General features: G+C 62.3%; 11 protein-coding genes. 3 read left to right on the top strand and 8 right to left on the bottom strand.

Annotated features, from left to right (window positions below; all coding sequences use genetic code 11):
* Positions 1–55 precede the first annotated feature (55 nt).
* The 5 genes from IAE40_RS20365 to IAE40_RS20345 form a co-directional block, all read right to left on the bottom strand.
* A complete protein-coding gene (locus IAE40_RS20365) occupies positions 56–4,510 on the bottom strand; it encodes an NEL-type E3 ubiquitin ligase domain-containing protein (RefSeq protein WP_200603763.1) in 4,455 nt (1,484 codons plus the stop codon).
* A 100-nt stretch (positions 4,511–4,610) separates the two neighbouring features.
* Positions 4,611–9,071 carry an NEL-type E3 ubiquitin ligase domain-containing protein gene (locus IAE40_RS20360; RefSeq protein ID WP_200603762.1) on the bottom strand — a complete coding sequence of 1,487 codons (4,461 nt, stop codon included), beginning with the start codon at positions 9,069–9,071 and terminating at the stop codon, positions 4,611–4,613.
* Between the two features lie 53 nt (positions 9,072–9,124).
* On the bottom strand, positions 9,125–10,162 hold the full coding sequence (locus IAE40_RS20355; protein WP_200603761.1) for an AraC family transcriptional regulator: 1,038 nt from the start codon (positions 10,160–10,162) through the stop codon (positions 9,125–9,127).
* A gap of 92 nt (positions 10,163–10,254) precedes the next feature.
* Positions 10,255–14,706: an NEL-type E3 ubiquitin ligase domain-containing protein gene (locus IAE40_RS20350; protein WP_200603760.1), complete on the bottom strand. Its 4,452-nt coding sequence runs from the start codon at positions 14,704–14,706 to the stop codon at positions 10,255–10,257.
* Positions 14,707–14,745: 39 nt separating this feature from the next.
* Positions 14,746–15,648, bottom strand: a complete 903-nt coding sequence (locus tag IAE40_RS20345; RefSeq protein WP_054894337.1) for a LysR substrate-binding domain-containing protein — start codon at positions 15,646–15,648, stop codon at positions 14,746–14,748.
* Between the two features lie 110 nt (positions 15,649–15,758).
* On the opposite strand from IAE40_RS20345, the gene IAE40_RS20340 reads away from it, so the two are divergent.
* Both IAE40_RS20340 and phnX read left to right on the top strand, forming a co-directional pair.
* A complete protein-coding gene (locus tag IAE40_RS20340; protein WP_197893409.1) occupies positions 15,759–16,865 on the top strand; it encodes a 2-aminoethylphosphonate--pyruvate transaminase in 1,107 nt (368 codons plus the stop codon).
* 35 nt (positions 16,866–16,900) lie between these two features.
* The gene (gene phnX / locus IAE40_RS20335) at positions 16,901–17,728 is read left to right on the top strand and encodes a phosphonoacetaldehyde hydrolase (protein WP_200603759.1); all 828 of its coding nucleotides are present in this window, start codon (positions 16,901–16,903) and stop codon (positions 17,726–17,728) included.
* Between the two features lie 81 nt (positions 17,729–17,809).
* On the opposite strand, the gene IAE40_RS20330 is transcribed toward phnX, so the two are convergent.
* Entirely contained in the window at positions 17,810–18,370 is a 561-nt protein-coding gene (locus IAE40_RS20330; protein WP_153774783.1) for an NADPH-dependent FMN reductase, read from the bottom strand.
* A gap of 156 nt (positions 18,371–18,526) precedes the next feature.
* On the opposite strand from IAE40_RS20330, the gene IAE40_RS20325 reads away from it, so the two are divergent.
* Entirely contained in the window at positions 18,527–18,745 is a 219-nt protein-coding gene (locus IAE40_RS20325; RefSeq protein WP_054894341.1) for a hypothetical protein, read from the top strand.
* Here the strand turns inward: IAE40_RS20325 and IAE40_RS20320 are convergent.
* On the bottom strand, positions 18,729–20,981 hold the full coding sequence (locus tag IAE40_RS20320; RefSeq protein WP_153774782.1) for an Orn/Lys/Arg decarboxylase N-terminal domain-containing protein: 2,253 nt from the start codon (positions 20,979–20,981) through the stop codon (positions 18,729–18,731). The genes IAE40_RS20325 and IAE40_RS20320 overlap by 17 nt on opposite strands.
* 72 nt (positions 20,982–21,053) lie before the next feature.
* Positions 21,054–21,806, bottom strand: coding sequence for a DNA polymerase III subunit epsilon (gene dnaQ, locus IAE40_RS20315; RefSeq protein WP_325167289.1), 753 nt, complete (start codon positions 21,804–21,806; stop codon positions 21,054–21,056).
* Between the last annotated feature and the right edge of the window lie 19 nt (positions 21,807–21,825).

Raw genomic sequence — 21,825 nt, 5'->3', positions numbered from 1 at the left:
AAGCGCTCATCAGGCATGATCGGTTTGGCCACTGTAGCCTCAGCGCCCTGAGCGTTCAGCCAAGCCCCCGCTCCCGGCCAATCAGCATTTGCCGGGTCAGTTCACGTATCATCTCGAGCTCCTCGACGTCCCGCCGACTCTCCAGCGCCTCGATCTCCAGGGCCAGATTCTCGGCCGAAATCTGGTCGGCCCTGGCCTGCAGCGCCGCCAATCGTGTCTGATGGTCTGTTTCGACGCGCTCGAAGACCGCATCATGGCGCTCAAGCATATAGCGCCGCCAGAACGCCTGCCGGCTCAGGCTTTCACCCAGGGCTTCGATCGACTCCGCGGCCCTCACCGCCACCAGCGCTTCCTGGAGCTGGCTGTCAGTCACCTCGGCCGCCGAGGCATAGTCCATGAACCGCGAAGTGAACGGTAGGCTCAGGCGCTCCCTCAGGCTCACTCGGTAGTACAAGCGCACTGCAAGCTGGTCGACACTATCGCCGGCTTCGATCCGGCGACGGATGTCGGCACGAGCGAACGCGTCCAACTGGTCCAGGCGAAACAGCCCCTGACCGAGTGTGATCAGCTCACTGCCCCGCTCATGCAAGGTGTTGGCATCGGCACGCGCAATCGCGGCGCAGCGCTGCAAATCACTGAAACGGTCACTGACCGCATTCAGGCAGGTCAGGTTGTCGTCGGCCAGCGCGTAAAGATGGTTGCGCAGGTCAGTGTCGGCGTTGATGGCATTGAGCAGAGACCAAACACGCGTCGACAGCACCGCTGGCACCTGAGCATGGTCCTGCGTGAGCGTCAGCCACCCCAGCAACTGGAAGAACCCATCGCTGTCCGGCATCGCCTGCAGCGTGTCCCATTGGAACAGCTGCGCGTTGTACAAGGCCGAATCGCCGCTGTCCAACCACGAAGCGCGCACCACGTCGACATTCTGCCGGGTCAGTCGCTCTGGTAGGTGCAGATGCTCCTGGATCGCGTCGAGAGCATAGAGCCCTCGCAGCTCAACGCTCGACAAAAGATTGCCTTCGACCATGAAACCGCGGCGGAAGACATTCGGCATCTGCAGGATGGCCGCTGGCACGACAGGAATCTGGTTGTCGCGCAGGTCGGCGCGCTCAAGAAATCCGCACTGCTCCAAACCGTCCGGCCAGGCACCCAATCGGCAATGGCGCACACTGATTTCGCGCAGTTGCGGAAGGTGATTGAAGCGCAAGATCAACGCCCCTAACGGATTGTGGCTCAGGTCCAGCTCGTTCAGATGTTGCAGGCCCGTCAGCACCTGGACACCTGCTTCATCGAGGCGAATGTCGTTACGCGCCAGTCGCAGACGACGCAGCTCAACCAGGTGAACGATACCTCGTGGCAAGGCCAGCAGATGATTGCCGCTCAGGTTCAGCTCCCTCAAAGCGCTGAAGCAATGCAGGAAGTCGGTCGGCACATGAGTGAGCGAGGTGTCGCTGATGACCAGCGTGGTAACGTTGGCGAACGTCGTCGGGTGGACGAACTCGGGCAAGGTCTGCAGTTGTACGCCACTGATCACCAGGGTCTGCTGCCCGTCCTGAAGGCGCCAGGCCTGGCGCATGCGCTCGGCAGCCTGGACGCGGGCAGCGTGGCTACGGCCGCCAAGCCCGGCGCTGAGCCAACCCGAGAGTGCCCTCTCCAGTCGCTCATAATCGCCTTCAAGCTCGGCCAGCCGCCGGTAAAGGGACCCAGGCGCTTGCTGCATCTGACTCAGTCGCGCCTCAAGCTGCGCGGGTAAAAGATCAGGATAGATCGCGCGCAGACGGTCCAGTAGCGGCTGCCAGGAGGAGCCAGGCTGCCCGCGTCCACTGAGCGGATACCCAACACGCCCATCAGCCATGCGCCGTCCAGGGTTGAACCAGGATTTACGTGGGGTCCAGCCCAGCAGACTTACACGCTCACTGCGTGTGCTCGGTAGTTGCGCACGCAACGCCGCACGCAGCAGCAGACCTGCATTCGTACCTGTGAGCCCCAGTGAGGTCCGTACCTCGACCGGTAGCGCGTCGACCAGCGCCTGTGCCATAGAAAACGCGGGCTCACCCTGCTTCCGACCGCCATGGTCGTAGCGTTGGAACTGGCAATCCTTATGCACCAGTGTGACTTGCGAGCCAGTGTCGGCAACAGGTCCGACGGCCTTGACCACCCGTCCATCAAGGGTTCCTTCACGCAGCACCAGGCGCAACGTCTGCGGCCACCCGGGTAGCCGTGCTGCCAGCGCCAGAACCAGTTCGGCACCCTCGTCGCTGTATACATTATCCAGGTAAAGCGACTCGCAGGCGCGGCTCAAGCGAGCCAGTTGCAGCAGTGACCGGGCGTCGTTCGCCACTGCCAGCGGTACGCGTGATTCAACCTCGGCGATCGTGCGCAGACGGCTCGACACCTGGGCGGTTGCCTGCACGGCATACCGTGCAGGCAACCCGGGAAAGTCACGCTGCAACAGCGCACACAGCGGGTCTGCAGGCGGGTTTTCGGTAACCAGATACTGGAAAAGATCGCGGCGCAGCACCGGCTCCTGCGCCAGCAAGGCAACACGCAGCCCGGCACTGTCCGCCTTGTGCAAGCCTGGCAACGCCAGGCACCACGCCTCGATACGTGCATCGTCCACAGGTAGCTGGTCCTCGGCCAACGCCTTGAAGAACGCCGATACCTGTCGGTCCGCATCGAAGCGCCGCAACGTCTCGCGCAGGTTGGCCGGAACCTCACGGCTATCCACCAGCAAGCCACGCAACTCTTCGACATCGATGTCCGCCATGTCGAGAACGGCCAAGGCATCGGTGCGGGTCAACGCCGGGTCCAGGGGCCATAGGCTCTGCAGCATCCGAGCCTCGTCCGACCACTCCAGCGGTCGCTCCAGGCGCAGCCGCCAGCCACGCTCGCCGACGGTTTCCAGCGCAGGACCGTAGCCAGCCACACGACGCGGGTGACGCACGCGCCAGCCACCTTGAGCCGACGGTTGATGCACGGCAAAGAAACGCTTGCCAACCCGCAACCAGCGCGAGTCGGCAGTGCGATAGAGCCCGTCATCCTGCAAGCGCGGCTGTAGCGGCTCGTTAACATAAGTATCCAGCGCGCTTGACCAAAGACGCGTGCCGACGCCTTGCACGTCGACAGGCTTCAGACCATCAACATAGCTGCTGCGGGCGAACCCCCGTGCAACCACCGCAGCCCCCCCAGCCAGCGCCGCCGTGACCGCAACGGTCTCGGCCACACCGAGCAGATGCTCAAGGGCTTCATGTTGATGACCACGGGTCCAGTCCGCAGTCCCTTCGAACACCTGCGAGAGCGTCTGCTCCACCAACTGGCCAAACAAAATCGCACCGATCGCAGGAATGAACAGCCCTGCCAGATTGGCCAAGCCAAGCCCGATCGACTGCCACGCCTGCAGGCGTGACTGGGTCGCAGCATGATCCGCGTCAGCGGTCGGGACCAGCACGTACCGTGCGTCGGACTTCACCCGCTGCACCTGCTGCGCCACCAGCTCCGCGAACAACTCGCCCTGCACTGTCCTGCCTTCGATCTGTAGATCCGGGCTGGCATCGGCCAGACGTTTGCCCAGTGTCTGCAGGAACGTCGGCCGCTGTTCAAACGCAACCAGACCACTGAAGAACTCAAGGTAAGCCTTGTCCTCGAGCGCGGTGACCATAGCCGCACTCAGGTCTTCCCACGAGTCATAACGCCGCAGAGCAAGCTGCGGGTCACTGGGCAGGTACAGCATGACACCCTTGCTCACACCTGCAGCGTCCCGCAGTGCGATGGTCAGGCCATCAGTGATACTGCAACCCAGCACCGTCAGCATGCCGGAATAACCTCGCAGCAGCGTCTCATGCTGCTCGGGCACACCTTGGGCGATATCCTGCAAAGCAATCTGCTCAAGCGCCGATATCTCTCCCTTGAGCGCTGCGATCTCGATCACAAGGCTCAGGCTCGAGCGCTTATCCTCGGCCAGCAGCGCGCAGTTCGATGCACTGAAAACCTGCGCTAGCTGAGCCTGGTAAAGGCTGCCGACATTTTTCTTGCGGCAGTCGCGTGCCAGATCGTTCGCCGGACCTGACAACACAACATCAGCCCCCGGATGCACAAGCCCACTGCCCTCGAGCGCGGCGTCGTCGGCGTGAAAGTTCTGCATCAGTCGCAGCAACCCTGGCTGTCGCACGTAACCCGGTCGATAGAACGGCCAATGCACTCCCGGAACCAGGCCGAACTCGCGCCTGACATCCAGCCACTGCAACTGATCGAGCTTACAGTCCTTGGGCAACCGGTCGCCGAGCAGAGCTGTGAATTGCTCAAGTACGAAGGTGTGCAGCGGGATCAGGTCGAGCGTTGCCGCACGCACCTTGTCCTGGCTGACCCGGCTGCTCTTGAAGCGATCGCGCAGACGGTTGATCTGGGCAGGTGAGGCACGCTTGAGCCATTCGGGCAACCCGGTGCGGATAAAGTCATCGACTGCATCGGCAACACTGGGCTTACCGACGGTCAAGGGAGGGATAGATGTCATGGGAGAGGCTCCTTTCGCAAATCGCGTCATGCACTCTCGCTGGACCGTCCGGGCCATGGCAGGAGGAATGAGCTCCGGTCATGGCCTGCGGCTGATCGGCCTAGCGACCTGCGTCCAGTGCATCGCGGGTCAAGCGCAACGCCAATGCCTGCAAGTCGGCCTCACGCGACTGCTTCAACGCTTTGGCCTCGGTCACGTACTCCAGATCGGCGAGCTCGTCCCTTCGTTCGTCGAGTGCCGACATCTGCTCGTCCGAGGGCGCTTCGATGGCCGCAAACTGTGCGGGCTCGGTTTCTCGCAAGTAGTCGAGCCAGAAGTCGCGTTTGCTGATGAACTGCGCCAGCTCATCACCTGCCTCCGCTTCACGAACGCGTGCCACCACGGCGTCGAGATCAGCACGGGTCACGCCAGCAATCGTCTCGAACTGCAGGCTCCGTGCCTGGCCTGGAAGGTCAAGTTCACGGGCCAACCCCACCCGATAGGCCAGGCTCACCTCGACCTCATCGACCCCGGCCCCATTCTCGACCCGCTGCACCATATCGTCCCGAGCGTACTGCTCGACCCTGTCGAGACGAAACAGCCTGCGCCCTAGCATCAGTCGGGTACTTTGGGCTTGCGCTGCGGGCACATCGCGCAAACCGTTGGCAATGAACGCCCGCACCTGAAGAGCGCTGAAGCAAGAAGCCACGCTGTCGACGCAGGTGGTAGGGTTTGCCGCAAAGTTGAAGATGTCTTCACGCAACCGCGTATCAAGCTCTATGCCATCCAGCAGCGCCCAGACACGCTGCTCGAGATCTGTGCGGGCCAGACGGAAATCGCTGCTCTGCACCAGTCGTCCGAGCAACGCGAACAGCTCCTCGCTCCCCTCTTCCTCAGAAAGCCGATCCCATTGCGCTGCTCGCCGCTCACGCTCGCCCTCTTCAAGGTGCTCTAGCCAGGACTCCCGAGCATTGAAGGACGAAGGCACGGCCTGGCTAGGCACATGGCCCGACAGTCGCTCAGCATAATCGCCAGGCAAGGGGTTGCCCTCCAGTCGCAACGCCTGACGCACAGAGAGAGGCGCTTGCAACAGCGCGTCAGGGAGTTCGCTGATACCGTTGTCGCGCAGATCGATATACTCCAGCAGTTCGGCCTGTACCAGGTCCGCAGGAAACACGCTCAATTGAGTCATACGCAGCTCGAGCTCGTAAAGACGTTGAAGCGGTCGCAACGACAAGCTGAACGTCTGCAACGGATTGCGACTGAGATTCAGGATACGTAAGCGCTGCAGCCCCTCCAGCGCCGAGTAGGCTGTGGCATCCATCTGCAGTTGGTTGCGCGACAGATTGAGTGTGCGCAGGCTGGTCAGCAGGTGCATCTCGCCAGGCAGTTCGGACAACATATTGTTGCTGAGGTTGAGGCTGCGCAGATGGCCAAAGTTTCTGAGGAACCCAGCAGGCACTGCCGAAAGCCCCAGATTGATCAGGTTCAGCTCCAGGACATGCCGAAAATTGGTGCCTGCTGGCAGGACCGGCAGTTCACCAACCGGCACACCAATTAAGCTCAGGCGCATGCCTGGCTCGTTGTTGCCACCCCGTACGATTGGACCTTCGATACGCCAGCTGCGCAACAACTCATCGGCCAGCAATTGACGCGCACTTCTCGCCGAGGCGAGCGGGGGGTCCTGAACCCAGGTTCGCAAGGCGCGATTCAAGCTGCGAAATTCCAGCTCCTCACTGAGCAGGTTGGTGAACGCCGAACCCGGCGAATTCCCGAGCAGTTCGACATAGGTCTCGACCTGCCCATCGCTGAACCCCGGATACAACGCCCGCACGCGGTCGCGCAAGGTCCGCGCCGCCGAGGAGCCGGAACTGGCACGACCGCTGAGGGGATAACCGTAGCGACCATCAGGCATGCGCCTGCCTGGGCGCAAGCTGGGACGGATCTCGCTCATCCCCAGCAAACTGATCACTTTGTCACGCCCGGCGGGCAACCAGCTGAGCAGATCCCGGCGCATCGCCGTCGCTCCCGCCTCACCCGACCAGCCCAGGCGATCAAGGTGCTCGCCCGGCAGGTAGGCCAGCAGGCTTGCAAACAGATCGCGGGGCGACTCAGGTGCATCAACTGCCTCGAGGCCATCCTGGTATACACGCACCCCTCCTTCTGCCCAGACCAGTGTCCACAGCTCACCCGCCGTAGAAGAGGGGAACAGGCGACTGGTCAAACGACCGAAAGCACTGCCCTCACGCACCTCGAAGTTGATCCGCATAGGCCATCCAGCATGGCGACGCAGCAGGCCAAACACCAGTTCAGGCAGATCATTGCTGTAAGTGTTGCCAAGCACCAGTGCCTCGATCGCCCGGGCAATCCGTGCCGACTGCAAGGCTTCGCGCGCCTGCTCGGCGAGTGCCAGCGGGATGCGGTTACGGCTGTTCATTTGCTCAACGAGCGCGGCGTTCTCCTGGGACAGCAGGTCGAGCGCATAGGCCTCGGGCAATCCGGGAAAGTCACGTTGAATCAAACTCAGGTCTACACCCTCCGGCACTTCTGGCGTAGAAAAATGCGCCATCAGCGCATGGCGTAGTCGCGGCGCATCGTCGCTAATCTGTCCGGCAAGTTCACTTCCGTCCAACGCCGGGTCCACCAGTTGCTCCAGGCAGTAGTCGAACAACGACGAGTCCGCGCCATGGGTGATGTCTTGCTCAAGGGCGTTGAAGAACCTATCGATGCGTGCGCTGGCCATGAAGCGCAGCAACGTATCGCGAAGCACTGCGGGCAGGGGACGCCGCTCCACGGCGAGCCCCCGCAAAGCGGCCTCGTCCATGCTACTGATTCGTAGAACCTGAGTGATACCCAGGTCGTCGAGCTCGGACGCACGCGGCCACAAGTGCGTCAGCAGGGTGCGCGCGCCCTGCCACTCTCCTGGCCGTTGCCAAGCCAGGTGCCAGGCGCCCTCGCCATTGCCGAACAGCATGGGCCCAAAGCCCGCACGACCATCGGTACGGCGCAGTTGCCATTCATCGGAATTGTCGGGCTGATGCACAGAATGGAAGTATCCCTCCTGCTGCCACCAGTGATTCACGCCATCGCTGTACAAGCCGTTTTCGTCCAGCACCGCCCCGCTGGGCAAGGCCTGCTCGCGAAAAGGTGAAAGGTCTTCATGCCAGAGGCGGTGGGTGCCAGGCTGGGTAGACACCGGCACCAGCTCATCGACAAAAGCGCTACGGCTGAAGGCCCGTGCGACGTAATGCCCCGCACCTGCCAGTGCAGCATTGACCGCGACGCTTTCGACCACTCCGAGCAGGTGCTCCAGTGCCTCATGCTGGTGACCGCGTGCCCAGTCATCGACGCCTTCGAATACCTCCCCCAGTACTTGTACCACCTGTGCGCCGATCAACATCGCATTAAGTGCCGGGACTAATAATCCCCCCAACTGCACGAATGTTTCACCCACACTCTCCAGGGCACGGAGCTTGGCCCATTTGCGCTCGGTATTGGCGTCCTGGGTGGGAACCGCAAGATAGCGCGCATCACTACGCAGCCTATTTACCTGCCCGTCGGCCAGGGCGACGAAGACATTGCCTGCCAGTACTTCGCCCTCCGGCTCCAGATCGGGTTTGGCATCTTTCAGGCGGACACTCAACCGTTGCAGACAGCTCGCCCGATCCTTGAGAGCCATGCGTTCGATGAGCTTCGCCTGGTTCGCGGGGTTCTGCAGGCGCTTCACCAACGCATCCTGCAATGCATGCCAAGAGTCGAATCGGCATAGCGGCTGGTCTGGCAGGTACAGCAGGACTGCCTGGACGCGCAGGCTCGCCCGCACCCCACGCGGCCAGACGTTGGCCAATTCGACGGTCAAGGCCCCCTCCAACGGGTGGCCGAGCAATGCCAATTGCCGCACCCTGACGATGTCGTAGCTGGCGTGAACCGCGGGCTTGCCGGCACTGACCAGGCGTAGCAGATCAAGGTCGGCTCGCACCAATGACTTTTTCAACGCGGCAATTTCGATGGCGAGGTCGAAGCGCTGACGCTTGTCTTCGGCCAACAGCGCAACGGTGGACGAGTCGAACACCTCCGCCAGGTGGGCCTGATAGCGTTTGCCGATATCCAAGCGGTTACAAGCCCTAGCCACTCCCTTGGCGTCAGTGAACAACGCCGGAGCATTGCGGTCATCGGACTGCTCGGCGACGAACCCAGTGCCCTCGCCAAACTCGGCATCGTCAGGAAAGTTCTGCAGCAGATGGTAGAGCGCCGGATGATGAGACTGGTAGGTATTGAACGCCTGGTTTCCCGGCAACGAGAACTTGGTCCAGCGCTCACGCCACAACACCGACAGCAGGTCGATCTTCAGGCCCAGATCGCGTTCCAGTGTCAGCTGCAGCAATGGCAGGGCAAACGCTTGCAGAGGCACCAGGCGCAGCAAGGCTGTTGCCAAGCCCTGCTCGGTTTGACGATGAGCTGCGAAGCCGTCTCGCAGCGCCTTGATCTGCGCCGGCTGCGCCTTGCTAAGCCAGTCGGGTAGGTTTTCGCCAATGAACTCATCAACAAGGTCTGCTTTGGGTGCCGCCAGAGGGGTGGTCATCGAAGGTACCTCATGTTGGGAACCACCACCTTGGTGCAGGCACCACTCGGCATTCAGCCGGAATTCTTGCCTTGTACCTGCGAGCCACCCAGTACGAAGGCCCGATACCCTCCTGGGTTGCAGCCAAACCACTTACGAAACGCGCGATAGAACGAACTGGCGTCGGCAAACCCCAGGCGTTCGGCGATATCGCTCATCGCCAGCGATCCCTCGCTCAGCCAGTCGATCGCCAGCTGTCGGCGTACGCTATCCTTGAGCCCCTGGTAGGTCTGCCCTTCCTCTGCCAAGCGACGGCGCAAGGTCGATAACGACAGGCACAGGTCGCGGGCCAGACGTTCGGCGTCGGGCCACTGGCCGGGGTCGAGCTTCCCCAGGATGCGACGCACACGTCGGGCGAGGCTGTCGGGATCTCGGTATTTGACCAGGATATTGCCCGGAGCCTCGGCGAGAAATTTCTGCAACTCCTCGGGCGTGCGCCTGAGGGGCAGGTCAAGACAATCGGCGGCGATGATCATGCGCGTACGCGGGCGCTCGAACTGCAGGTTCTCGGAGAACATCACACGGTAATCGTCGCAAAACGGCGGCTCGGCACAACGCAGGTCAATGGCGAGGATGGGAATGCGTCGGCCCGCCAGCCAGCAGGCAACGCCATGGACAATCATCCAGAACGTAAAATAGGTGAAGGCACGCCGGGGCTCATCGCGCGGTTCGTTGATAGTGATCTCGGCCAGGCTCTGCTGGCGTACCAGCCCGGGTTGCAGGTCTTCGAGCATCAACGAGAGAAACCCCAGCGCAGTCTCCAACCCTGCGCCAAGCGTGGGCTGCGCCATGCTTGCCTGGCACATGAACGAGAGGCTGCCGCTACGCAGACCGCGCGGGTCCATCGCGAAGAATTCGTCGTTACATCGACGTGCCAGCAAGCGCCAGAGACGCGCGTAGGCATCGGCACCAACGCGCGCATCAGCTTGCTCGAGGCTGCGTTCATCGATTCCCGCACGCCGCAGCAGCGCTGCGTCAGCCTTGCCCTGCGGGCAGGTCTGCAGCAGCGCTTCGCGCACCAATTGCATGGAAATCGTATCTTTCTCGCTCATCGGCTATCCAGATTGCCCAATGCAGGCCATCTTAGGGCCATGACGAAAAAAGGCCAGCTCCTGAACAATTCATGTACCGGGTCTGCTGAGCCTCACTCGGTCTGACGTGCCAGTGCCTGGCGGGTCAGCTCGAGTGCCTTGGCACCTACTGCCGACTCACACTCCGCAACGATCGCTCTGCCCTGAGCGTCGTACTCGGCATCCGTGAGGCTGTGACGACGAGCATACACAGCCTCCATTCGCGTCACGAACGGTTCGCGTATCAACCCGAAGGCTGCTTCGTGCGATCTTTGCAAACGATCAAGCCAAAAGCTTCTTTGGCTGATGTCAACCGCCAGCGCATCACTGGCCTCTGCCTCGAGCACGGCGGCCTGCGCCGCCTGCAGATCTTGCCGACTCACCCCGGCGATGGTCTCGAACTGCATCGTACGCGGTTGGCCTGGCAAGTCGAGGGGTTGCGCCAACCCTACCCTGTAGGCCAGGCTTACCTCCACCTCATCGACGCCTCGCCCACCGGCGCGGCGCTGCCTGACGTCCTCTCGGGCGTAGGCTTCCACTTGGTCGAGACGGAAGAACCTCCGTGCCAGGTCCAGCAATTGCGTCTCGACCTCGTCCGCTGAGCCGCTCTCGACGGCAGTACTGAGCATCTTGACTTCCAGCAGGCCGAAGGTCGAAATCACACTGTCCACGCAGGTGCGTGGCTCACTCGCAAGCGCAAACAACTGTTCACGCACAGCCGTATTCCGTTCGACCATGTCGAACATGGCCCATACCCTGGCCTCCAGGTGCGCCCGCGCCAAGCGAAAATCGCTGGTGTCCGCCAGTGCGTGAATCAAGCCAAAGAAATCGGCGCTTCCCGGTTCCGCCTGCAGGCGGTCCCATTGCGCGGCGCGGGTGACCCGGGACGCATCGTCGAGCCGCTCCAGCCAGCGCGTGCCATTGTGTACGTCGCTCTCGGCCTCGCTCTCAGACGTCCAGCTCGGGTCGATCCACTGGTCACGGTACTGCTCGGGTAGCGGATTCCCCACCAGCGCGAGCCTTCGCCGCCACTGCCTAGTCCGGTTGCGCAGGCTCAGCGGCAAGGCGGTGATGCGGTTGTCGCGCAGATCGACATAGTCCAGGGAGACCCCCAGTTCCAGATGTCGCGGGACCTCGGTCAGGCCAACATTGCGCAGACCCAACTGGCGCAGACGCGGCATCCGATCCAGCGCCAGCCCGAACATCCCGAGCGGGTTTTCGCTCAAGTCCAGCACACACAGTTGGCGCATCTGCCCGAGTAAGGCAAGGCCTGCAGCATCGATGTGGAGCTCGTTTCGCGAAAGCGTCAGCTCGCGTAGGTGCGGCAATGTAGAAAGCGCCTGGGGGACTACGGTGAACCTGTTACTGTCCAGATTCAGGGTCAGCAAACTGCCAAATGGCTGTAGAAAGCCCGTGGGAAGATCGCCCAGTTGCATGTGCGACAGGGTCATCTCACTGACGTGACTGAACCCCTCATGCCCGGAGAGATCCGGCAACTCGGCCGCATCCAGACCGGACAGTACCAGCACCATACCAGGGTCGCCGTTGCTATGCGCCCTGCCTGCCAATCCTTGAAAACGCCAGCAGCGACGGATTTCATCGGCCACCTGACGTCGCTGTCGACGCGTCGCTGCACCGTCTTCATCCTCGGCCCAGCTCTGCAGGTCACGGTCAAGTTGCGCATAGATTTGCTCCTGCGCGAGCAAGGCTGTGAAGGAAGATCCAGGCTGCTCATCGAGAACCTGAAGATAGATCTCCAGCTGCCTTTCGCTGAACCCTGGATAGAGGCTGCGCACCCGATCCTCCAGCGTGCGTTCCGCCACATGACTGCCGCGCCCGCCACGGCCACTCATCAAATAGCCGAAACGCCTGTCCGGAAGACGGACAGGTGGGCGGAACGTCGGCTTGGGCGGCTGCACATTCAGCAGTTCGAGTACCTGGGTCCGGCTGTTGGGTAGACGGCGCCGGAGGTCGGCACGCATTGCTTCGATGGCTCCCTGGCCTGTCCATCCCAGCCGCTGGCGGTCTGCCTCGGGCAGAAAATGCCACAAGCACTCCAACAGCCCTCCCGCGCCCTCGGTTTCGACGAGCAGACGCGTGCCATCCTCGAACACGTGCATCTGCCCTGCGAGCCATACCAGTACCTTGGCCTTGCCCCCTTTATCAGCCGGGTACAGGCTTGTGATGAGCCGTCCGTCGACAGCGCCTTGGCGTACCTCGAAGTTGATTTCGCGGGGCCAGGCCGGCTCCCTGCGCAGCAACGCGAATATCAGTCTCGGCAGCTCTTGGTGGTAGGCGTTGTTGAGGTACAACCCTTGCAACAATCGGCAAATCCACGCCTCGTGCAACGCCAGCCGCGCGCGTTCCGCCAATGCCAAGTCCAAACGTCCGCTGCTTCGCAAGCGCTGTTGCTGGACGGGGCTTACACGGTCAAGCAGATCAGCGGCATACACATCAGGCAAGCCGGGGAAATCACGCTGTATCAAGGCAGTGTCCGTGCGTCCGCCCGCCTGCTCGGTCAAATGTGCCATGAGCTCCTCACGCAACACGGCAGCGTCATCAAGCATGGCTTGTACACGAGCCTGAGACGTCATTTGCTCAAGCTTGAGGCGATTGCTGCAAAAACGCATCAAGTCCACCTCAGCAGTTTGCGGGCTATGATGCAACGCGAGAAAGAACTGATCGATTCTTCCATCAGCGGCGAACCGGTTGAGGGTGTCACGCAGCCCGGCAGGAAGCGCTCGTTGCTCGGCGACGAGGCGGCGCAAGGTCGAGTGGTCAATATCGGCGATCGACAAAATCGACTTGATTCGCTGCTCATCGAGTTCGGAGGCCAGCGGCCACAAGTGTCCGAGCAAAGACGACTCGCCCTGCCATTCCTGCGGGCGCTGCCAGGCCAGGCGCCAACCGTATTCACCGTTCCATTGCAACGCTGGAGCAAAGCCCGACTTGCCGTCGCCTCGTTGCAGCCGCCATTGAGCTGCAGCGATATCACGACGAACGCCGTGAAGGTGGCCTTGATGCAACCACCAACGCTCGCCGCCATGTCGGTACAGGCCATCGGGGCCACGTTGCGCGTGCTGCGGCACATTCCTGGCGCGGTAAGGTGCCAGCTCATGGGCCCACAATCGTCCTGTGCCTGGCCGTTGCTCGACAGGAGCCAATTCCTGCACGAAACCGCTACGTTGGAAACCTCGGGCTACCGCCGCCCCACCCGCAGCCCCCAACGCATTGACAGCAACCAGTTCGGCGACGCCAAGCATGTGTTCCAAGGCTTCGTGTTGATGACCGCGTGACCAGTCGACAGCGCCTTCGTAGACCTCGTCAAGCACCTGCACCACCGTTGCCGCGAGAAACAACTGACCCAGCCCTGGCACAAACAGCGATGCCGCCTGTAGCAAGTTCATGCCGACGGACTCCAGTGTCAGCAACCGTTGCCACTTGACCTTGTCATCGACGTCCGCCACTGGCACCAGCAGATAACGGGCATCATCCTTGATCTGCTTCACCTGCAACTCGGCGAGCTCGGCGAACAGGGCTTTGCCGCAGACCCTGCCGAGGACCTCCAGGTCAGGCGCCGCATCGCTCAGGCGCTTTTTCAACATGGCCTGAAAAGCGACGCGACTGTCGAGGGCAATCAGCGCGAGCAAGGCTTCATGCTCGTGCGGGGTCGCGAGCATCGTGACCAGATGAGTAGCGACGCCGTTCAAGTCGGCAAATCGCTGCAGTGGTCGATGAGGCAGAAAAAGCAATATGCCCGCGCTGTCGGAAGGTCCCGATGCATTCGCATGCTCCGACAGCTCTATGAGCAAGGCGCCCAATACCGCATGACCCAGCAGATAAAGGTGCTTGACCTGCACACTCGGGAGTGTCGGATTCACTGTCGACACGTTTCCCAGGAGGGGCTCCAGCGCCGCCAGCTCGGCCGCCTCGATGCGACCCTGCACAACCGCAAGCTGAGCCGCCAGCGCCAGGCGCCTGGCTTTCTCCTCGGCCAGCAATGCGCTGACCGAATCATCCAGTACCTGCTCAAGATGCGTTTGGTAATGCGCGCCAGCATCAACTTGGCGACACACCTGTGCCAACCGGGCGGTATCCACGAGCAGCTTTTCGCTGGTCAGAGACGCATGGGGTCCGGCCTTGATCAGACCAGTGCGGTGGTCAAAGTTAAGCCCCGATACGAAGTTCTGCATCAGGTGGTTCATCGCAGGTTCAAAGGTGAAATGATTGACCAGCGTCTCTCCACCTAAAAGGCTGTAATTGTCCCACCGCTGGCGCCATAAGCTATTGCGCAAGTCCAACCGGACCTTCAGCGTGTTTTCCATTGCCGTATTCAGGAGGCTACAGGCGAAGTCTTGGGGAGCCTTCAGCGCCTTGAACGCGGCCTGAAGACGTGCTTCCACCGCACGGTGCTCGTCGAATCGGCGTCGCAAGGTCGTGATTTGCTCGGCCGAAGCGGCATGCAGCCAGACAGGCAGGTTGTCCACGATGAAGCTGTCAGTGTGATCGAGTTTGAGGGTGGTCATAGGAGTTTCCTGGAAGATAACCAGGACTACTCTTGCCAATCACCTCAGCGGGGCACAGCCGGAACTGTTCCCGTCCTCTTCGGACATACTGGCCAACCCCAGGAACGCCTGGATCAAGCGCAACGGGCGACGCCGCTCCAGGCAGCCGATCATGTGCCGGTTGAGCAGCCCTGCGCCCGCCATGGGGCGCGCCACTACCCGTGGATCATGCGCTACCTCCGCCGAAGAGACGATCCCGATGCCAAGCTGCGCGGCCACCGCTTCGGTTACCGCCTCGCGACTGTCCAGCTCCAACACCACTCGGGGTTGCACATGGACCGCAGCGCAGGCCCGGTCGAAGGTCTGCCGGGTGATCGAACTGGGCTCACGCAGCACCATGACCTGCTTGTCCAGAGCCCTCAGCGCCAGCTCCCCAGGCTCGGCGGCCCACGGGTGACCGACCGGCAACAAAGCGCACAGGTGCGACTCGCCCAAACTCTGCAGATACAGGCCCTTGCGCGGTTCCACCTCGGTCAGCACCGCCACATCGGCGTGCTCGGACAGCAGCGCCGCCAAGGTCTCCTGGGCATTGCCCAGGCGCAGGTTGACGGTGATGCCAGGGTAGCGTGCGCGCAGCAGCGCCAGCATCGGCATGACCCGGTGCGGTCCGTCTGCTGCGACCTCCAGACGCCCGGTCAGCAGCTGACGGTTCGCTTCGAGCATCGCCTGGGCCTCTTCGGCCAGCCCGAACATGGCCCGGGTAATGGCCGCCAGACGCGTGCCCTCCTCGGTCAGCTCGACACGCCGCGCAGTGCGGCGCAGCAGGGTGATCTGGTAATGCTCCTCGAGCGCCTTGACGTGTCCGGTCACTGCCGGCTGGCTGATGAACAGGCGCGCCGCGGCACGGGTGAAGCTGCCCTCGCGGGCGACGGCATCGAAGGCACGGAGTTGAAAGAGGTTCATTTATCGGCATGACTTATGGCTGGCATAACAACAAACAATTTGATTGATGAATGGGCGAATTGCAACCTAGCCCCGTCGTTTCTGCCCACTGCCCCCGAGGAAGTCCCGCAATGACCAGCGCCCCGATTCTGCTGACCCCCGGCCCACTGACCACTTCGATCCGCACCCGCCAGGCCATGCTGGTGGACTGGGGCTCATGGGATCGTGACTTCAATCAGCTGACCGCCAGCGTCTGCGAACAATTGCTGGCGATTCTCGAAGCCAGCGCCAGCCACCACTGCGTGCCCCTGCAAGGCAGCGGCACCTTCGCCGTGGAAGCGGCCATCGGCACCCTCGTGCCGCGTGATGGCAAGGTCCTGGTGTTGATCAACGGTGCGTACGGCCAGCGCCTGGCAAAGATCTGCAAGGTGCTGGGCCGCAACTACAGCACCTTCGAAACCGCCGAGGACCAACCGACCACCGCCGCCGATGTCGACCGCCTGCTCGCCGCCGACCCGGCCGTGACCCACGTCGCGCTGATTCACTGTGAAACCAGCACCGGTATTCTCAACCCGCTCACCCAAATCGCCCAGGTCGTCAAGAACCACGGCAGGCGCTTGATCATCGATGCCATGAGTTCGTTCGGCGCCCTGCCCATCGATGCGCGTGAGGTGCCGTTCGAAGCCCTGATCGCCGCCTCCGGCAAATGCCTGGAGGGTGTGCCCGGGATGGGCTTCGTGTTCGCCGAGAAAAATGCCCTGGCCGCTGCCGAAGGCAACGCCCACTCGCTGGCCATGGACCTTCACGACCAGCACACCTACATGGCCAAGACTGGCCAGTGGCGCTTCACCCCGCCTACCCACGTGGTCGCGGCACTACACGAAGCACTGCAACAGTACGCTGAAGAAGGCGGCCTGCCTGCGCGTCACCAACGCTATGCCAACAACTGCCGGACCCTGCTCGACGGCATGGCCAGAATCGGCCTGCGCAGCTTCCTACCCACCGACATCCAGGCGCCGATCATCGTCACCTTCCACGCCCCCACGGACGCCCGCTACCAGTTCAAGGACTTCTACGAGCGGGTCAAGGCCAAGGGTTTCATTCTCTATCCCGGCAAGCTGACACAGGTCGAAACCTTCCGCGTCGGCTGCATCGGCGTGGTCGGTTCGGCGGGCATGCAGGCCGCCGTCGATGCCGTGGCCCAGGTGCTGCGGGAAATGGAAGTGCTGGATATCTGAACCCTTTGCCCACCCCATTGATGGAAATCGCGCACATGAACTACAGCAACCCCACCCAGCTGCAAGCCGCCATCCTCGACTGGGCCGGTACCGTCGTCGACTTCGGCTCCTTCGCCCCGACCCAGATCTTCGTCGAAGCTTTTGCCGAGTTCGATGTCGCGGTGTCCATCGAGGAGGCCCGCGGCCCGATGGGCATGGGCAAATGGGACCATATCCGCACCCTGTGCGATGTGCCGGAAATCGCCGAGCGGTACCGCAAGGTGTTTGGCCGTACCCCGACCGACAACGACGTCACGGCCATCTACGAACGCTTCATGCCGTTGCAGATCGAGAAGATCGCCGTGCATTCCGCGTTGATTCCAGGTGCACTGGAGACCCTCACCGGGCTGCGCAAGGATGGCCTGAAGATCGGCTCGTGCTCGGGCTACCCGAAAGTGGTGATGGACAAGGTGGTAGCGCTGGCTGCGCGCAATGGCTATGTCGCCGACCACGTGGTGGCCACCGACGAAACGCCCAATGGTCGCCCATGGCCGGCCCAGGCCCTGGCCAACGTCATTGCGCTGGGAGTCGACGATGTCGCCGCGTGCGTGAAGGTGGACGACACCGTACCGGGGATACTGGAAGGTCGTCGTGCCGGGATGTGGACAGTGGCGCTGGTGTGCTCGGGCAATGCCCTGGGGCTGACCTGGGAGCAATACCAGGCGCTGGGTGCCGAAAGACTGGAGCAGGAACGCAAGCGGATCCATGCGCTGTTCGAGGGCTCGCGACCGCATTACTTGATCGACACCATCAATAAGCTGCCGGAGGTGGTTGCCGATATCAATCGGCGACTGGCCAAGGGGGAGATGCCGCAGGGGGTCTGATGGCCTGGCGGTGACTCATTGGCAGGCAATTCGCGGCGGCGAGCCGCTGCGAATTGCCCGCGAAAAGGACAGCGAGCGCTATCACACCGCCCTATTGAGTTTCACCCACGCGGCAAACCGATCAATGAATGCCTGCAGGAACGGCCGAGTCTTGTCACTGAGCTTGCCCGACTCGTCGAACAGTGTCGCCGCGCCTCCGATGTAGGCTTCGGGCATCTGCATGCAGGGCATGTCGAGAAAGACCAGCGATTGGCGCAGCGCATGGTTGGCACCAAAGCCACCGATCGCCCCCGGCGAGACACTGGCCACCGCCGTCGGCTTGCCGCCCCAGGCACTCTGCCCGTAAGGTCGCGAGCCAACATCGATGGCGTTCTTCAATGCCCCCGGTACCGAGCGGTTGTACTCCGGAGTGACGAACAGCACCGCATCGCTGCGGCGGATCTCGTCGCGAAAACGCTGCCAAGGCGCCGGTACACCCGCGGCCTCGACGTCCTCGTTGTACAACGGCAGATCACCGATCTCGATGATTTTCAACGCAAGGCTGGACGGCGCCAGCTCCGATAGGGCGCGAGCCACCTTGCGGTTGTAGGAGTCCTTGCGCAAGCTGCCGACAACGACCGCTACCGAATAGACCTGGCTCATGGCGATTTGCATCCTCTGCTGGGGAAGGGGAACTGTGTAGTTATAGATGACCCTGCTTCACCCTCGAGGTTTTTTTCCGTAACAAGAAAACTTCCCGCCCCCTTCGCTGGTCTATGACTGCAGATATTTCTCCATATTTCAGAGGTTTCAACCTACATGGCAGCAGTACTGGTCGGCCAATTCCACGCCCGCGACGCCGAAGGCCGCATCTATCCGGTGCATGAGTTCCAGGAGTCGACCTTGCAGGCGGACGGCAGCACCCTTGGCGCGCCGATCACCACCTATCGCCTGGCCATCGGCGACCGGGTCAATTACCTGGGTGAAGACCGCTTCGAACTGGCCCAGAGCGGCGTAGAGATCATTCGCATTCCGTGACGCAATCCACCGTGTAGGGCCCATCGCCTTCATGCTGCAGGCCATGGACATCGGCAACGAAACCGGGAAAGCCCCTGTCGAAGGCTCGAGCGAAGGCCAGGTAGTCGAGGATCGAACGGGTCGCCTCGGTGAAGCGTTCGCCCGGCATGATCAACGGAATACCTGGCGGGTAAGGCACCAGCATCACCGCTGAGATACGCCCGAGCAGTTGCTCGATCGGCACCGCCTCGACCTCCCCCTTCACCATTCGGTCGTAAGCCTGCCCTGGGCTCATGGCCACTTCCGGCAAGCGTGTGAACAGGCGTTTGAGCTGTTTGGCCGTAGCGTTGGCACGGTAGCAGTCGTGCAATTGCTCGCACAGATCGCGCAGGCCCAGCCCCTGATAACGCAACGGTGCGACGGCCACAACGCTGGGCAGGCACAGCTGCAGGACGGTATTGGCATCATAGTGGCGCTTGAACTCGAGCAACTCGGTCAGCAGTGTGCTCCACTTGCCCTTGGTGATCCCCATGGAGAACAGCACCAGGAAACTGTACAGCCCGGTCTTCTCTACCACCAATCCACGTTCCCAGAGGAACTTGCTCACCACCGCCGCTGGAATCCCATGCTCGCCGAGCACGCCCTCGGCGGTCAGCCCCGGCATCACCAGGGTCACCTTGAGCGGATCGAGCAGCACGTAGTCGTGCGCCACCTCGCCAAAACCGTGCCACTGGGCGCCGGGCTCCAGCAGCCAGTCCTGCGCGGCCAGACGCTGGATACCTTCGGCCGTCGGTGGCTGCCAGATGGTGAACCACCAGTCATCGGTCGCGATGTGCGCACGCAGGTTGGCCAGCGCACGACGAAAGCTCAGCGCCTCGTCGAACATCTCCTGCAGCAGTGATCGCCCGGCCGGGCCTTCCATCATGGTCGAGGCAACATCGAGCGATGCCAGGATGCTGTACTGAGGCGAGGTCGATATATGCATCATGAACGCCTCGTTGAAGCGATCGCGATCAAGCTGGCGAAGGGCGCCATCCTTCACATGGATCATCGAGGCCTGGCTGAAGGCAGCCAGTAGCTTGTGGGTAGAGTGAGTGCTGAACAACAGCGGGCTGTCGACCTCGCGGGCGGTGCCCATGGCATAACGCCCACTGAAGAAGTCGTGGAACGCGGCGTAGGCAAACCAGGCCTCGTCGAAATGCAGTATCTCGACACTCGCGCCCAGGGCCTGCTTGATCTGGCCGGCGTGGTAGCACAGACCGTCATAGGTGGAGTTGGTCACCACCGCTAGGCGAATGCGCGGCTCGCGACCACGGGTCAGGGGATTGGCCTGGATCTTGGCCTCGATCGACTCGCGGCTGAACTCGCCGAGCGGGATCGGCCCGATGATGCCCAGTTCGTTACGCTCCGGACACAAGTACAACGGGATGGCCCCGGTCATGATGATCGCATGCACCACCGACTTGTGGCAGTTGCGGTCCACCAGCACCAGGTCATCACGCGCGACCATGGCATGCCAGACGATCTTGTTGGCGGTCGAGGTGCCATTGATGACGAAGAACGTATGATCGGCACCAAAATTGCGCGCAGCCCTGGCCTCGGCCTCGGCCAGCGGCCCGGTGTGATCGAGCAAAGACCCCAGCTCCGGCACCGAGACCGAGAGGTCCGAGCGCAGGGTGTTTTCGCCGAAGAACTGGTGAAAGGCCTGACCCACCGGGCTCTTGCGATATGCCACGCCACCACCGTGGCCAGGCGTGTGCCAGGAATAGTTCGATTGCGCAGTGTGTTGCACCAACGCCTTGAAGAAGGGAGGCAGCAGGCCGTCGAGATAATTGTGCGCAGCCCTCGCCACCTGCCGGGCCAGGAAGGGCACAGTGTCTTCGAACAGGTAGAGGATGCCACGCAACTGGTTCAGCTCGCTCATCGCCTCGGCAGGGGCATTTTCCAGGGTAACCTGCTCACCCAGGGCAAAGATCGGCAGAGCCGGTGCACGCAGCCGCGCCAGGTGGATCAGTTCGGCCATGTTCTGCAGCAGATGGATATTGTCACCGACGCCTTCGGCGGCGATCAGCATGCAGGCCAGGCCGTGGTGAGTGGCGGCGACCAGACGCGCTTCGGCATGGTCGGCGGCGGCGAGGATGGCGAAGCCATCCTGCTTGAGCTCCTCGGCGATACCCCGTATGCGCTCACCGGCGACGCTGTCGGCCTTGATCGCACGGTGGACGATGAGGATGGGGAACTTGAGGTCCTTGTACATCAGGCCGCTACCTCCGAAGGACGCGTGTCCATTTCAGGGTAGTCGAGCCTCAGGGCAACTGTATGGGCGGTGTCAGCCTGCTGGCGTTTCGCTCAGTGCCTGCCACATTGCCGGTGCCCCCGCCGACTTGGCGATCGCCGCCAGACGCTCGGCATGTGCCTCGAGCTCCTCTTCGCTGGCCATGATCACACGCCCCGGCTGACGCCCGACGATACGGCGGATCTCGCTACCATTGCCGCCCTGCCCTTCGTCGTCTTCAACGCCCTGGCCGGCCAGCGACAGGCTGGTCTGGCCACCGGTCATCGCCAGATAGACGTCGGCAAGCAGTTCCGAGTCGAGCAGCGCGCCGTGCAGGTCGCGGCCAGAGTTGTCGATGCCATAGCGCTTGCACAACGCATCGAGGCTGTTGCGCTGGCCCGGATGGCGCGAGCGCGCCATCATCAGGGTGTCGAGGATGGTGCAGTGCTGGGAGATGTCGGCGCGGTCCTGACGGCCCATCAAGGCGAATTCGTTGTTGATGAAGCCAACGTCGAACGCCGCGTTGTGGATGACCAGTTGCGCGCCCTGGATGTACTCGAAGAACTCTTCGGCCACATCGGCGAAACGCGGCTTGCCGACCAGGAACGCGTCGGTGATGCCGTGAACGCCAATGGCGCCCTCGTCACTCTCGCGGTCTGGCTGCAGGTAGACGTGGAAGTTGCGCCCGGTCAGGCGCCGGCCGATGACCTCGACGCAACCGATCTCGATGATCCGGTGGCCTTCGCTGACCGGCATACCAGTGGTTTCGGTATCGAGGACGACCAGTCGGGTGTTCTGCTGCTCCACGCGGGGGCTCCAAGCGACT

Origin of the sequence: Pseudomonas sp. S44 (genome assembly GCF_016624805.1) — a bacterium.
GTDB lineage: Bacteria > Pseudomonadota > Gammaproteobacteria > Pseudomonadales > Pseudomonadaceae > Aquipseudomonas > Aquipseudomonas machongensis.
Note: the sequence above shows the minus strand (reverse complement) of the source record. Positions and strands in the feature narration are given on the sequence as shown.

What these genes read in the sequence shown, in the direction of transcription:
- IAE40_RS20325 (WP_054894341.1), top strand. Translation starts at nt 18,527, where the DNA reads ATGGCAGCAGTACTGGTCGGCCAATTCCACGCCCGCGACGCCGAAGGC.
- IAE40_RS20320 (WP_153774782.1), bottom strand. Translation starts at nt 20,981, where the DNA reads ATGTACAAGGACCTCAAGTTCCCCATCCTCATCGTCCACCGTGCGATC.
- phnX (WP_200603759.1), top strand. Translation starts at nt 16,901, where the DNA reads ATGAACTACAGCAACCCCACCCAGCTGCAAGCCGCCATCCTCGACTGG.
- IAE40_RS20340 (WP_197893409.1), top strand. Translation starts at nt 15,759, where the DNA reads ATGACCAGCGCCCCGATTCTGCTGACCCCCGGCCCACTGACCACTTCG.
- IAE40_RS20345 (WP_054894337.1), bottom strand. Translation starts at nt 15,648, where the DNA reads ATGAACCTCTTTCAACTCCGTGCCTTCGATGCCGTCGCCCGCGAGGGC.
- IAE40_RS20350 (WP_200603760.1), bottom strand. Translation starts at nt 14,706, where the DNA reads ATGACCACCCTCAAACTCGATCACACTGACAGCTTCATCGTGGACAAC.
- IAE40_RS20365 (WP_200603763.1), bottom strand. Translation starts at nt 4,510, where the DNA reads ATGACATCTATCCCTCCCTTGACCGTCGGTAAGCCCAGTGTTGCCGAT.
- IAE40_RS20360 (WP_200603762.1), bottom strand. Translation starts at nt 9,071, where the DNA reads ATGACCACCCCTCTGGCGGCACCCAAAGCAGACCTTGTTGATGAGTTC.
- IAE40_RS20355 (WP_200603761.1), bottom strand. Translation starts at nt 10,162, where the DNA reads ATGAGCGAGAAAGATACGATTTCCATGCAATTGGTGCGCGAAGCGCTG.
- IAE40_RS20330 (WP_153774783.1), bottom strand. Translation starts at nt 18,370, where the DNA reads ATGAGCCAGGTCTATTCGGTAGCGGTCGTTGTCGGCAGCTTGCGCAAG.